11 protein-coding genes are annotated in these 13904 nt (G+C 61.5%); 7 read left to right on the top strand and 4 right to left on the bottom strand.

The genetic code is table 11. The features are described 5' to 3' along the window. The first annotated feature begins 271 nt into the window (after window positions 1-271). On the top strand, window positions 272-892 hold the full coding sequence (locus tag ABD919_RS12585; RefSeq protein WP_345236371.1) for a hypothetical protein: 621 nt from the start codon (window positions 272-274) through the stop codon (window positions 890-892). A 143-nt stretch (window positions 893-1035) separates the two neighbouring features. Here ABD919_RS12585 and ABD919_RS12580 read toward each other — a convergent pair whose 3' ends face one another. Together ABD919_RS12580 and ABD919_RS12575 are read right to left on the bottom strand one after the other, a co-directional pair. Beyond that, window positions 1036-1908 (bottom strand): EamA family transporter, encoded by an 873-nt coding sequence (locus tag ABD919_RS12580; protein WP_345236370.1) that lies wholly within the window; start codon window positions 1906-1908, stop codon window positions 1036-1038. A gap of 129 nt (window positions 1909-2037) precedes the next feature. Next, the gene (locus tag ABD919_RS12575) at window positions 2038-3372 is read right to left on the bottom strand and encodes a hemolysin family protein (RefSeq protein ID WP_345236481.1); all 1335 of its coding nucleotides are present in this window, start codon (window positions 3370-3372) and stop codon (window positions 2038-2040) included. Between the two features lie 252 nt (window positions 3373-3624). Between ABD919_RS12575 and ABD919_RS12570 the strand changes: the two genes are divergently transcribed. From ABD919_RS12570 to ABD919_RS12560, 3 genes are all read left to right on the top strand, one after another. After that, a complete protein-coding gene (locus tag ABD919_RS12570; protein WP_345236369.1) occupies window positions 3625-5817 on the top strand; it encodes a protein-disulfide reductase DsbD family protein in 2193 nt (730 codons plus the stop codon). A gap of 414 nt (window positions 5818-6231) precedes the next feature. Further along, window positions 6232-6696 (top strand): AsnC family transcriptional regulator, encoded by a 465-nt coding sequence (locus tag ABD919_RS12565; protein ID WP_345236368.1) that lies wholly within the window; start codon window positions 6232-6234, stop codon window positions 6694-6696. A 117-nt stretch (window positions 6697-6813) separates the two neighbouring features. Then, window positions 6814-7905, top strand: coding sequence for a glycosyltransferase family 9 protein (locus ABD919_RS12560; RefSeq protein WP_345236367.1), 1092 nt, complete (start codon window positions 6814-6816; stop codon window positions 7903-7905). Between the two features lie 168 nt (window positions 7906-8073). Here the strand turns inward: ABD919_RS12560 and ABD919_RS12555 are convergent, their stop codons facing one another. Further along, window positions 8074-9906 carry a tetratricopeptide repeat-containing sensor histidine kinase gene (locus tag ABD919_RS12555; RefSeq protein ID WP_345236366.1) on the bottom strand — a complete coding sequence of 611 codons (1833 nt, stop codon included), beginning with the start codon at window positions 9904-9906 and terminating at the stop codon, window positions 8074-8076. A 379-nt stretch (window positions 9907-10285) separates the two neighbouring features. Then, complete coding sequence (locus tag ABD919_RS12550) at window positions 10286-10756, bottom strand: hypothetical protein (RefSeq protein WP_345236365.1); 471 nt, start codon at window positions 10754-10756, stop codon at window positions 10286-10288. A 197-nt stretch (window positions 10757-10953) separates the two neighbouring features. On the opposite strand from ABD919_RS12550, the gene ABD919_RS12545 reads away from it, so the two are divergent. From ABD919_RS12545 to ABD919_RS12535, 3 genes are all read left to right on the top strand, one after another. Continuing rightward, on the top strand, window positions 10954-12192 hold the full coding sequence (locus tag ABD919_RS12545) for a M16 family metallopeptidase (RefSeq protein ID WP_345236364.1): 1239 nt from the start codon (window positions 10954-10956) through the stop codon (window positions 12190-12192). A gap of 4 nt (window positions 12193-12196) precedes the next feature. Further along, window positions 12197-13141 carry a YDG/SRA domain-containing protein gene (locus tag ABD919_RS12540; RefSeq protein ID WP_345236363.1) on the top strand — a complete coding sequence of 315 codons (945 nt, stop codon included), beginning with the start codon at window positions 12197-12199 and terminating at the stop codon, window positions 13139-13141. Between the two features lie 97 nt (window positions 13142-13238). Beyond that, a complete protein-coding gene (locus tag ABD919_RS12535) occupies window positions 13239-13889 on the top strand; it encodes an O-methyltransferase (protein WP_345236362.1) in 651 nt (216 codons plus the stop codon). Window positions 13890-13904: the final 15 nt, after the last annotated feature.

Here is a 13904-nt window from a genome sequence, read left to right as displayed (position 1 = left end):
TCAAGACGGTGATGTTCACTCTGCTTGACTCAATGCGCCCCACGTGGATGCCCGTGGCATCATAAACCTCCTGCAAAGTCAGCTTCCTTGTCTCCCGCGCAGCTTTGAGTCTACGGGCCAGCTCGTGCAACAAAGGGGAGGTATGCTTGGCCGCCATGCAGGGACAAAGTCCGGCATTTGCAGCGCAGGGCACAATGACGAATAAGTCATTAAACGTGCTTCTCTCTTATCTTTGAAAAGTAAGCTTGCACCACTTTTTTTCTTTTTGAGCATGTCTAAACGCATATCTGAGGGCCTTTTCGAACCAATCCGCCTTGCCTCTAGTGAAATTGCCTGGTGCGTCGCTGTTGCCTTAATTGTAAAATCCAAGCCTAACGCCGGGTGGTGCGTTTTGGAGGATAAAGAAATATTTGACCGGGCCTCCTGTCTTGATAGGCGGGGATGGGCTGAAGCAATGCCCTTGCTGTCGAAGTTTAGGTTTTTCTCTTACAAGTCAGGCGGTTTCGATTGGGATTGTTATGAAATAATTCCATTCTTCTTAACAACCCGTTGTCATACTCCAAACTTACGCGTAGAAGTTAAATTCAACCCTAAAGCCCGCCTTTTCTTACAAGTCCTAAAGGCTGAAATAGTTGCTTTAGATCTTGAGCGTAAGTTGAGCCCAGCAAGCTTAATGGAACAGATGAAACAAAGGCACCCCTTGTTGGGGTTGGATCTGAACATTTTACCAGGATTTCCTAGGATCCTTGAGCAACGTTTCAATCTTTACACGCCCGCTGAAAGAAAGGCTGAAGACGAAGTAGCTTTGGCCTATCAACCCGAACCCATTCTCATCTCTGGTGCGACCTTGAGCCTAAAACCGGTACGGAAACCGGTACGAGCAAAAGATTAACTGTTTAATAACAAATAACTTAATGAATAAAATTCGAGCCCAGGAGGGAGCGCTGAAAAGCCCAGTAACTTCTTAGTTACTGGGCTTTTTGCTTATCAAAAGAGTCGTCAGGAGCCCACCAAAGGCATAGGGCTACCGGCCTGCTAGTCGCCGGAGACTATGGGAACCGGGCGGCGCGCGGTAAGAGTAGCACCGGCGCTGGCCACGACAATACACGCCACGGCCACCCATTGCCCGAGGCTGAGGTGCTCGTGCAGCACCAGCCAGCCCAGCAGGGCCGCTACCACGGGTTCGAGGCTCATTAGAATGCTAAAAGTGCGCGTAGGCATGCTGCGCAGCGCGCGCATCTCCAGTGAAAAAGGGAGCATGCTTGAAAAGAGGGCCGTAAGCACGCCCAACGACAGCAGATGCGGGGTAAGGGCCTGAAAGCGCCCGCTGGCCAGGCCAAAGGGAAGAATGAGCAGCGCGGCGATGAGCAGGCCAACCGCCACCGCCTGGTGGCCGGGTAATACGGTGGCCGACCGCTGCCCCAGCACAATGTACAGCGCCCAGCAGGCGCCGCCGGCTAAAGCAAACACCAGCCCCAGCACGTCGGGACCCTGCCCGCTCCAGGGCACAATCAGGGCAATGCCAACGCCGGCCAGGGCCACCCACACTACATCAAGCCACTGACGCGAGCCGGCCAGCGCCAGTCCCAGCGGCCCCACAAACCCCACCGCCACGGCCAGTCCCAACGGCAGGCGCGCCATGGCGCTGTAGAACATAAAGTTCATCATGCCCAGGGCCAGGCCAAACGGTATTACCGCCCGCCATTGGGCGCCCTGCAGCTGCCGCAAAGGCGGGCGAATAAGAGCCAGCATCAGCAGGGCCGAGAAGCCAATGCGGAGGCTGACTGTGCCGGCAGGCCCCAGCACCGGGAACAGGCCTTTGGCCACAGCTGCCCCGCCCTCCATGCTCACAATGGCCAGCAGCACCGCCGGCATCGCCGGCAGTGAAAAACGGAGTGGCTTTTTCATCGTTATTGCCTTAGGGTAACCCCGGCAGTCGGTAATAGGTGGTAGCCCAGCGGGCCCCGTCTAGTGCATGCCTGGGTTGAAGGTGCCAGAGGGGCCGGGATGCTGGCCCTTGGCCAGCAATAATGAGGCCTACAGCCCGTCGTCGAGGTCGCCACGGGGCTCACCTCGCTCATCCGGCGCGGTTACGCGCAGCTGCACCAGCTCCACGGCCCGGCGCGAGCGCTGCAGCACCCGAAACTCGTAGGGGTCGAGCACGGCTACATCGCCCACCTCGGGAATGCTGCCGTAGATGACGTTGAGCAGGCCGCCTACGGTTTCGTAGTCGTCGCCCTCGGGCAGGGGGAAGGGCAGGTACTCGTTGGCATCGGAAATGGGCGTGGCGGGGTTGACGCGGTACTCGTCCTCGGCTACTTTCTCCACTACGGGCACCTCGTTGTCGTACTCGTCCTGAATTTCGCCCACCAGCTCCTCCATAATGTCCTCGATGGTGACGATTCCCGACACCCCACCGAATTCGTCGCTGACAATGGCCATGACGATGTGCTTACGCTGAAACTGCCGCAGCAGACGGTTGATTTTCTTGGTTTCGGGTACGAAGAAGGGCGGACGCATGATGCGGGCCAGCTCCACGGGCTCGCCGCGCCGGATGATGGGCAGCAGGTCCTTCACGTTGAGCACGCCCACGATGTTGTCGATGTTGCCTTCGTAAACGGGCATGCGCGAGTAGCCTTCGCTGAACACGGTTTCGAGGATGGTTTCCTCCGGGGCGTTCACATCCAGCGCCGAAAGCTTGGTGCGGGGCACCATAATCTGCTTCACCATCCGGTCGTTGAACTGAAACACGTTTTCAATCAGCTCGTGCTCGGAGTCCTGAATCTCGCCGCTCTGCTTGCTCTGGTCCAGCAGCATCATGATTTCCTCGGCCGTGTGGGCTTCCGGGCCGTGAACCGACTGCACGCCAAACAGGCGCAGCACCAGGGTAGAGAGCTTGTTCAGTACCCAGATGAAGGGGAAGGTGACAACGTAGAAAATGCGCAGCGGCACCGATACCCCCAACGCCAGGGCTTCCGACCGGTGAATGGCCAGCACCTTGGGCGCCTGCTCGCCAATGACGATGTGCAGCACCGTGATGGTAGCAAACGACACCGGAATGGCAATGCTATGGGCCAGGGCCGGGCTTACGTCGAGGTTGAGGCTGGATACCAGGCCCAGGATAATGGAAGCCACTACGCTCTCGCCAATCCAGCCCAGGGCCAGCGAAGCCACGGTGATGCCCAGCTGACAGGCCGACAGGTAGGCCTCCAGGTTGCGCATCAGGGTCAGGGTAAGCTGAGCCAGCCGGTTGCCCTCCTGGGCACGCAACTCAATCTGCGAAATCCGCACCTTTACCAGGGCAAACTCGGCAGCCACGAAAAAGCCGTTCGCCAAAACCAGGAAAACGGTGAAAAGTATTTTTAAACCCATGTTGGCGGCTTCCGCGACACGGTCGGTCTGGAGGCCATTATCGCTCAAAAGTACGGACTTTAGCGTGGCTGGTTCCGGAGCTGAACCTTTGGGCCGCTCAATTGTGGTACAGGCTGGTTTATTTTGTGGTTTGCAGGGAGTGGTAAGGAAGCCACTACTGTTCCGACTATCCTGGGGAATGTACCCACTTTGGCCCGGCAGCATGCTGCCGGCTTGCGCCCGGCCACCTATTCGCCGGTTGCTGCCCTACTTATGAAAAATCTTTGGACGCTTACCTCTCTCATCTGCTGGCTGTTTCTGGCGGCCTCCGCTTCGGCACAGGTGCTCACGCCCACCCACTTGAGCACCGCCCTGAGCCAGCCCACGGCCAAGGTAGGGGAGGAGCTTGACCTCATCATCAACGCCCGCATCGACGACAAGTGGCACCTCTATGCCACCGATTTCAGCGAAGAAGTGGGGCCCGTGGTCTTTACCCTCAAGTTTACGCCCAGCCCGGCTTATGCGCTGGTAGGCAAGCCCAAGTCCATAAACTCGCACCACGAGCAGGACGAAATCTTCAAAGGGGAAGTAGCCTTCTGGGAAAAAGCCGGGCAGATACGGCAGCGCATCAAGCTGCTGCAGCCCGGCGCCCTCACCATCAAGGCCGAGGCCGACTACCAGACCTGTACCGATGTGGACGGGCGCTGCATCCCTGGCAACGAGGTAGTCACTTTTGGCCCCTTTACCGTGGCCGCGGCTGGTGCGGCCAAGGCCACGGGAGCCCTGCCGCCCTCGGCCGACCCCGCTGCCAAAGCCAGCGCGGCTGCCCCCGCAGCCCTGCCCGCGCCCGATACGGCCACCCGCGCCGGCCTGCCCGGCCGCGACAGCGCCGCAGCTGCTGCTACCGCTGCTCCCGCCACTGCGGCGGTGCCTGCTACAGCGTCGGCTGCGGCCAGCGTGCCGGCCGAGGCTGTCGGGCCCAAGGGCGCTGCGGCCCCGAAGCCGGCGCTGGGGCTGTGGGAGTACCTGCTGCTGGCTTTTGGCGGGGGCCTGCTGGCCGTCATAATGCCCTGCGTGTACCCCATGCTGCCCATGACGGTGTCGTACTTCACCAGCATGGGCGGCACGCGCCGCCGCAGCGTGCTGATGGCGTCCGGCTATGGCTTGTCCATTATGGCCATTTATACGGGAGCCGGCGTGCTGCTCAGCTTGCTGTTTGGGGCCGACGCGGCCACGTCCATCAGCTCGCACTGGTTTCCCAACGTGTTGTCTTTCGTGATTTTCCTGGTGTTTGGCTTGTCGTTTCTGGGGCTGTTTGAAATCAATGCGCCAACGGCCCTGGTCAACAAAGCCGATGCGCAAGCCGATAAAGGCGGCTGGACGGGGCTGTTTTTCATGGCGGCCACGCTGGTACTGGTTTCGTTTTCCTGTACGGTGCCCATCGTGGGCACGGTGGCCATTGCAGCAGCCAACGGCGAGCTGCTGCGCCCCACGCTGGGCATGCTGGCGTTTTCACTGGCCTTTGCCCTGCCCTTCATTCTGTTTGCCCTGTTCCCCACCCTGCTCAAGTCGCTGCCCCGCTCCGGCGGCTGGCTGAACGTGCTGAAGGTGGTGCTGGGCTTTTTCGAGCTGGCCCTGGCTTTTAAATTCCTGAGCTCCGCCGATTTGTCATACCACTGGGGGCTGCTGCCGCGGCCTTTGTTCCTGACCATCTGGATAGTGCTGGCGGCCATTCTGGGCTTTTACCTGCTGGGCAAAATCCGGCTGCCGCACGACAGCGACACGGCCCACGTGAGCGTGCCGCGGCTGGTGCTGGCCATGACGGCTTTCATGTTTGCCGTGTACCTGATTCCAGGCCTGTTTGGGGCGCCGCTGCCCACGCTCTCAGCCATTGTGCCCCCGCCCACCCGCCAGGACTTCAGCCTGAACGCCGCCGCGCCGGTGGTGGCGGCCGGCAACAGCATCTGCAGCCCGCCCAGCTACGCCGAAACGCTGGAGCTGCCACTGGGCCTGCACGGCTACTTTACCCTCAAGGAAGCCCTGCAGTGCGCCCGCGAAAAGGGCAAGCCGGTGTTTGTGGACTTTACCGGTCACAACTGCGGCAACTGCCGCCGCATGGAAGCCGATGTGTGGGCCCACGAGCAGGTGCTCCGCCAGCTGCGCGACGACTACGTGGTAGTAGCCCTCTACGCCGACGATAAAACCGAGCTGCCCAAGGCCGACTGGTACACCTCGCCGCGCGATGGCCGCTTGAAAACAACCATGGGCGAGCAGAACCTCGACTACCAGATTCGGCAGTTTAAAGCCAATGCCCAGCCCTACTACGTGCTGCTCGACCCCAACGACCCCAGCGGGCAGCCCTTGCTGGAGCCCGTAGCCTATGAGCCCGACGTGGCCCGGTTCAGCCAATACCTGAAAAGTGGGGTGGCGCGTTTCCAGCAAAAGAAGGCTGTTGCTGCCCGGTAGTAACAATCGGGTAGATGGTGGTTATTTCGCGGTATATACACGAAGAGGCGGCACCCACCCAGATGCCGCCTCCTGCTTGTGTGAGGGACGCACCCACCCAGATGCGTCGCTCGGTTTTTCCCCTCTTCTCCTCTATTCCAACTCCAGCTGTAGCGGAAGGACTTGAACCTTCACGAAGTAGTTAGCCGGCGCAGGCCGATTTCTCCTTAACCTTCACCCTCGAGATAGGAGGGTATGTCTGCCAATTTCACCACGCTACATTTACAGGTCCGAAGCCGTTTGCTAGGGATTGCGACAAATGTAGAACATTTAGTTGAATGGTTAAAATAAGTTCCGCCATTCGCGTAAAAATTTACAATAAATTTACTTTTCACTCCGTAGGTTTACGGTAATAACAATTAACCCCCTCAAAATATGGCCCGGAATTACGAACTTGATGATACCGACCGGAAAATTTTGAATCTACTAATTCAGGATGCCAAGATGCCTTACACCGAGATTGCGCGCAAAGTGCACGTGTCGGGTGGTACGGTTCACGTGCGCATGGCCCGGCTCGAAGAGCTGGGAATCGTGGTAGGCGCCACCCTGCGTATCGACTTCCAAAAGCTTGGTTATGGGGTAAATGCGTTTCTTGGAATCTATCTACTTAAGAGCTCGGTGTATGCCAGCGTGGTGGAGCAATTGCGCGATATTCCGGAGGTGGTGAGCATTCACTTCACCACCGGAGCCTACGGCGTGTTTGCCCGCCTGATGTGCCGCGACACCCAGCACCTGCGCGACGTTCTGCACGACCGGGTGCAGCTCATTGAGGGCATTGAACGGACCGAAACCCTGATTTCCCTGGAGGAAATCATCAACCGGCCGGCCCAGCTTACGTAGATTCTGCATAATTAACAATTTGATAACACGCGCACCTGGAAGACTGGCTTTCGGGTGCGCGTTTCGTTGTTAAACGTCTTATCAGCAGCTGATTTACTGCTGATGCCAGTTTTGTCCATGCCGCAACTGCCCCGCCCCCTGCTTCTTATCCAAACGGCTTTCATTGGCGACGTGATTTTGCTGACGGCGCTGCTGGAGTACGTGCAGCAGACCGAGCCGGCCACGCCGGTGGATGTGCTGGTGCGCCGCGGCAACGAAGGCCTGCTGGCCGGCCACCCCTACGTACGGCAGGTGCTGGTATGGGACAAGAAGCAGGGTAAGTACGCCGGCCTGTGGCGGCTGCTGGGACAGATTAGAGCCGCCCGCTACGGCCGCGTCGTTACCCTGCAGCGCTTTGCGAGCACGGGCTTTCTAACGGCGTTTTCCGGGGCGCCCGAGCGGGTTGGGTTTGCTAAAAACCCCTTCAGCCGCTTCTTCACGCGCCGGGTGCCCCACCACATCGGCGATGGCACCCATGAAGTAGAGCGCAACCTGCGCTTGTTGGCTACAAGCGAAAAGTTAAAAGGTAAAACCAGCGAAGCACATCAGACGGACAACAGTCGGGATGACTTGTTAACTGTTAACGCTCCGCTTTTAACGCTGTCAGCCCCCCGGCTCTACCCAAGCGCGGCCGATGAAGCTGTGGCGGCCGGCCATGCAGCTGGCGGCCCGTACATCTGCCTGGCACCCACCTCGGTGTGGTTTACCAAGCAGTACCCGGAAGAGAAATGGCTGGAGCTGCTGGCTGCCCTGCCCGCGGGGCTGCGGGTGTTTCTGCTGGGTGGCCCGCCCGACGTAGCCGCCTGCGAGCGGCTGGCCGCCACCACTCGCCGGCCCGGAGTAGCAAGCCTGGCGGGTAAGCTAAGCCTGCTGGCCTCGGCTGCGCTGATGCGGGGAGCCGTAATGAACTACGTGAACGACTCGGCGCCGCTGCACCTGTGCTCGGCTGTGGGAGCACCAGTGACGGCGGTTTTTTGCAGCACCGTGCCCGCCTTTGGCTTTGGGCCCCTGAGCCCGTTATCGTGGGTGGTGGAAACGCCGGAGCCGCTGGCCTGCCGGCCCTGCGGCCTGCACGGGCACGCGGCCTGCCCACTCGGGCACTTCCGCTGCGCCCATAACATTCAGGTTGCGCAGCTGCTGGCCCCACTGGCGGCCGTTGCCAAAGCTTAAGTAACCGGCAGCTGCCTAGACTGTGTGGGCAGTAGCGCGAAAAACCGTTTCGCGTGGCGCTCCAGGCGCCAATTTGGGCCTGCGCAGGACCGGGTTGCTCGCCTACAGCTCGTCGCGAAACGGATTTTCGCGGCTACTTCCGTCCTGCTTGCCAACTGTCCACAGGCCTTAGCCCAGCGGAAGGTTGGCAACTACACAGAAGCCACCCGGGGCGGCTTCGTAAGCTACCCGGCCGCCCAGGTTGGCTGCCCGCGCCTGCATGTTGCCCAGGCCATTGCCACCGGTGCCCGGGTGGGAGGCGTCGCTGGCGCCGGGTTGCCCATTGTCGCGCACTTCGAGCTGCAGGCTCTGCCCCAGCTGCTGCAGGCGCACCAGCACTTCGGTAGCGCCTTTGGCGTGTTTGGTGGCATTGTGCAGGGCCTCTTTGTAGATGAGAAACAGCGTTTGCTGGTTGCTGGCCGGCAACGCCAGCGTTTTCAGCTCCGGTGCCGTCTGAAAGTTGATGCCCAGGTGCGTGGGCTCCAGTACTTCGAAGGCATGCTCCCGCATGCGCTCCAGCAGGTTGCCCAGTGTGGGCGAATGGCCGGGCTGGCTCAGGCCCCAGACCACGTCGCTCATTTGGCGCACGGCCATGCGGCTGGCCTCGGCCATGTGGGCCAGGTAGCGCTCCTGCTGCTCGGGGCCGTACACGCCCTGGCTCAGCAGCTCGCTCTGCAGGCTGATTTGCGTCAAGAGCGAGCCCACGTCGTCGTGCAGGTCCGCCGCTATCTGACGACGTAGCGACTGCTCCCGCGCCCGCTGCCTCCGGCGGTACAGCCAGAGCAGGCTCCCACCGGCGGCCAGCGCCAGGGCTGCCAGGGCCGACAAGGCCCACAGCTTCTGGTTGTAGCGAAGGTGTGCCAGCTCCTTGGCCTGCCGGGCCAGGCGCTCCTGCTGCTCCAGGCTGCGGATGCGGGCCTGCTGTTCGGCATCGTTGAAGCGGGCCTGGCCGGCAATGATGGCATCGGCCCGGTCGCGGGCCAGCAGGGTGTCGTGCAGGGTCAGGTAGCTTTTTAGGGTGTCGTAGGCTTCGGACCGGCCCAGCGCAGCCAGGGCCGCGGCCATGGCGCGCAGGGCGTCTTCTTCTTCGGCCGCATGCCCGGCCTGCCGGGCCAGGTGGAGTGCTTGGCGGGCCTGCGCCAGGGCACCGGTGGGGTGGCCGCGCCGGAGGGCTAACCGGGACTGAAGGGCCCGGAGGCCGGCTTCTTCCCACTGTTCGCCAATTTTCTGGGCCAGGGCCAGGCCTTGGTTGAGGTGGGTTTGGGCCGAGTCGGGGTTGCCGGCGGCCAGCTGCTGCTCCGCCAGGCCGCGCCGGATGGCCACGGTAAGGCGGGGCTCCGTGTCGGGTGAGGTGAGGGCCAGGGCCCGCCGGTAAAACTGGGTGGCCTTCGCGGGGTTCTTGGCTTCCAGGTAAACTCCGGCTATGTTGTTCAGCGTCAGTATCTGGGAGTTTGCCGATGGCGGGCTCATGGCGGCAAACGCCTGCTGGGCCCTGGCAAAAAACTGCAGGGCCTTGGGACGGTCGTAGAGCATCACGGCCACGTTGCCGAGCCCCAGGTAGGAGTTGCCAACGCCCCTTTGCCGGTGCAGGCGCTTGTTCAGAGCCAGGGCTTCCAGGAAAAGGCGCTGGGCCTGGGGGTAGTTGCCGGCATAGTAGTGGGCGTTGCCCAGGGTTTCGAGGGCCGAGGCCGTGCCCGGCTTAAACCCAATGCGGCGAGCCAGGGCCAGGGCCTGCTCGCTGTACTGCCGGGCCTGGGCCAGGTCGTTGGACTGCTGGTAAAAGCTGGCCAGTATCAGGTACTTTACCCGCATGGTGTCGGGCAAGGCGGGGCGGGCCAGGTAAAAGGCCAGCGAGTCGGGTGGGGGCATAGGGGCCGCCGTGCTGCCGCGAAATCCGGCCAGCATCAGCAGGGCACTTATTCCCCAGAAAAAGTAGCGCCGGAAGTAAATAAAGTCGTGCATGTAAACGAAATCCACGAAATATAAGACCCGATAAGCCAAATACATTAACAGCCCCCGCCAGCCCCGGCATGCTGCGGAAGGCCCGCAGAGTAGCTATGCATCGCCGATGGCTTTTCGGAGATAAACTACTGGCGAAGTGGTTGGGAAGGAAATTCCGGCGCATACCGCCCCTGGAACAACCTGGCAAACCCACAGCCCAGGGGGCGGCCCCGCAGACCCAAGCAAGCCTCTCTACAGCTTTGGGATAGGCTCGCAACCGGCTTCTGCTGGCGGCCAGGCACCACCGCTTCAGCCAGGCCGGCGGGGCCTGGCCGCCAGCAGAAAGAAGCCCCGGCCGGCAGTAGGGCAGGGGCTTCTTTCTGCTGGCCGGCACTGAGCCTTAGTGGCCGCCTTTAATCAGCGTCCAGTTCGCGCCATCGGATATAACGGTGACGGTCTTGGTGAGGCCAGAGGGCTGCATGAAATATGGAAGGACGGCCGCAGCACTGGTGCCGCCCTCAAAAATGGCTCCGCCGTTGGTGCCGGAGCCAGTACCGAGGTAGGCAATATTGCTGCCGCTGTTGTTGCGCAGGTAGTAGATGCGGCCGGGGCAGCTGCTGGCGGTGGGCAGCAGGTAGTAGTCGGCACCGCCCGTAGGGCTCAGCCCCACGTAGCCGGTATCGCCCAAAGGTGTGCCGCTGCCGCCCCCGCCGGCGTTACCGGCCAGGTTGTTGCTCACTTTCACGGCAAGGGAGCCGTTTACCTGCAGGGTACTGGTGGGCGTGCTGGTGCCAATGCCCACGCCGGTGGTCTGGGCCCGGGTGGCCAGGGGCAGGGCAAGCAGCAAGGCGCCGCCGGCTACTCGAAGCATAAAATTCATACGTGCGCCAATAATGCCCTGCAAAGGTACCGGCCCGGCGAAAGAAGCGAAGAAGCTACTGGCTGAGAATGTTATTTTTCTGGCTGGCGGCCTCAGCATGCCCGGCCAGCAACGGAAATACTGCGGCCCGGCATCACCACTGGCGGGGGGCTTTCGTAAGCCTTCCCCGGCGGTACCTTTGCACTCTTATGTCCGATTACGAAATTTACGAATACCCCAACGGCATCCGGCTGCTGCACAAGCAGGTGCTGCATACCAAAATTGCCCACTGCGGCTTCCTGCTCGACATTGGCTCGCGCGATGAGAAGCCCCACCAGAAAGGCCTGGCCCACTTCTGGGAGCACATGGCTTTCAAGGGCACCGGCAAGCGCAAGAGCTTCCACATCCTCAACCGCCTCGAAAACGTGGGCGGCGAGCTGAATGCCTACACCACCAAGGAGAAAATCTGCTTCTACGCCTCCCTGCTCAGCACGCACTTCGAGCGGGCCTTCGAGCTGCTCACCGACCTCACCTTCAACTCCACCTTTCCCGGCCGCGAGGTGGAAAAGGAGCGGGGCGTGATTCTGGAGGAGATGAGCATGTACGAGGATGCCCCCGAAGATGCCATCATCGACACGTTTGATGAGGTGATTTTTGGTGAGCACCCGCTGGGCGTCAACATCCTGGGCACCCGCGAGAGCGTGAGCGGCTTTCAGAGCGCCGACTTCCATGCTTTCTACAACGAAAACGTGCGCACCGACCGGCTGGTGTTCAGCTCGGTGAGCAACCTGCCGTTTAAGGAGGTGAAGCGCCTGGCCGACAAGTACCTGGCCCCGCAGCGTCCCCGCCTGGGCGAGCGCCCCCGCCTGGCCGTGACGGGCTACGAGCGCAAGACGCGCATCGAAACCCGGCCCATTCACCAGGCCCACTGCCTGCTGGGCGGCCCGGCCTACCCGCTCACCGATGCCCGCCGCATTCCCTTCTTCATGCTCAACAACATCCTGGGCGGCCCGGGCATGAACTCCCGCCTCAACCTGGCCGTGCGTGAGAAGTACGGCCTGGTGTACACCATCGACAGTACCTACTCGCCCTACACCGACACTGGCCTGTTCGGCATCTACTTTGGCACCGAGGGCAAGCAGGTGAAGCGCACCCTGGGCCTGGTGCAGAAGGAGCTGAAGCGCCTGCGCGAGTTTTCGCTTACCACCAACCAGCTGCACATTGCTAAAAACCAACTCATGGGCCAGCTGGCCATGAGTGAAGAAAGCAACGGCGGCCTGATGCAGCTGCTGGGCAAAAGCACCCTCGACCTAAACCGCGTGGAGCCGCTGACTGAGATTTTCGGGCGCATCGAAGCCATATCGGCCGCCGAGCTGCGCGACATGGCCAACGAGGTGTTTACCGACGACAACCTGAGCGTGCTGCAGTACGTGCCGGAGGGAAAGTAGTGCCGTGTCGAAGTCCCAGCCCCCTGTTTTCGGCGCCATCCCGGGTATTTCCCCAGGACATGAGTTTGCCAACCGGCTGGAGCTGTGGGGAGCAGGCGTGCACCGCCAGACCCAGGCTGGCATCAGCGCACGGCAAGGAGCAGGGGCCGAGTCTATTGTGCTATCCGGTGGCTACGAGGACGATGCCGATTATGGCGACGTTATCCTCTACACCGGCAGGGGTGGGCGCAGCGCCGAAACCGGGCAGCAGGTAGCCGACCAGGAGCTGACGGGCGCCAACCGGGAGCTGGTGCGCAACATCACCGAGGGCTTGCCGGTGCGCGTAACGCGCAAAGTGACAGCCGGCGGCAGCAGCTTTTACCGCTACGCGGGGCTGTACCGCATTGTCAGCCACTGGGCGGCCACGGGTAAGTCGGGCCACCGCATCTGGTGCTTTCGCCTGGAAAGAATAGCGGACCAGCCGCTGACAGAAGAAATGGCGCGGGCGGCCGGTCAACGCGAATTGTTCGGCCAGCTAGCCTGGGAGCCGGAAGTGGGCTACGGGGCGGCGCCACGCCGAGAAACCACCACACTGCGCATCGTGCGGGACACGACCGTGACGCGGGCTGTAAAAAAGCTGTACGACTACCGCTGCCAGGTGTGCGGCGTGCGCCTGGGAATGGCCGAAACGCCTTATGCCGAAGCCGCTCACGTGCAGGCGCTGGGAGCCCCGCACCACGGCCCTGACCTACTGGAAAACGTACTGTGCCTTTGCCCCAACCACCACGTGCTGTTCGATATGGGGGCCTTCGGCATTGCCGATGATGGCCTGTTGCTGGGCCCCCCTGCGCTGGGCCTACCCGAAAAGCTGAGCGTGCATGGCAAGCATCGGATTGCCCCAGCATTTTTAGCATACCATCGACAGCACTTTTACGAGCCCAACGCTGGGAGGGTGGAGGAGTCGCGCTAAGTGTCCGGCCCTCGATTGCTCTTTCAGAATAACTCCGAAAGAGCAATAGGGCAGAAAAGTAGCTTATAACTACCTGCTATCAAACTAGTAAAATCCTTTGACCGACGCCGACCCCACCCAGTACTACGCCGAGCAGCACAGCAGCCCCGAGCCGCCGCTGCTGGCCCAGCTCACCCGCGAAACCCACGTGCAGCTGCTGATGCCGCGTATGAGCTCCGGCCACAGCCAGGGCCGGCTGCTGAGCATGCTCAGCCACCTGATGCGGCCGCGGCGCATTCTGGAAATCGGCACCTTTACGGGCTACGCGGCCCTGTGCCTGGCCGAAGGGCTGGCCCCCGATGGCGTGCTGCACACTATCGAAATCAACCCCGAGCGGGAAAGCCGCATCCGGCGCTACGTGGCCGCCGCCGGCCTCAGCGAGCGGGTGCAGCTGCACATCGGCGCGGCACACGAAGTTTTACGCACCTTGGTCGAGGAAACCTGGGACTTGGTCTTTATTGACGCTGACAAGATTAACAACGACCGGTACTTTGAGTTGGTAATAAACCAGGTGCGGCCAGGCGGGCTGCTCATTATTGACAATGTGCTGTGGGGCGGCAAGGTGCTGCCCGACTACCCCGTGAAGCCCAGCGACAAAGACACGCTGGCCGTGCGGGCCTTCAACGACAAGATGGCCGCCGACCCCCGCGTGGAAAGCGTGTTCCTGCCCCTGCGCGACGGCCTGCTGCTGCTGCGCAAGGTTGTCTGACCCGCAGGAAGGCGT

Source organism: Hymenobacter saemangeumensis, from assembly GCF_039541835.1.
In the GTDB taxonomy this organism is placed as follows: domain Bacteria; phylum Bacteroidota; class Bacteroidia; order Cytophagales; family Hymenobacteraceae; genus Hymenobacter; species Hymenobacter saemangeumensis.
The sequence above is the reverse complement of the archived record's forward strand: the minus strand, read 5'-3'. Positions and strand labels throughout refer to the sequence as shown.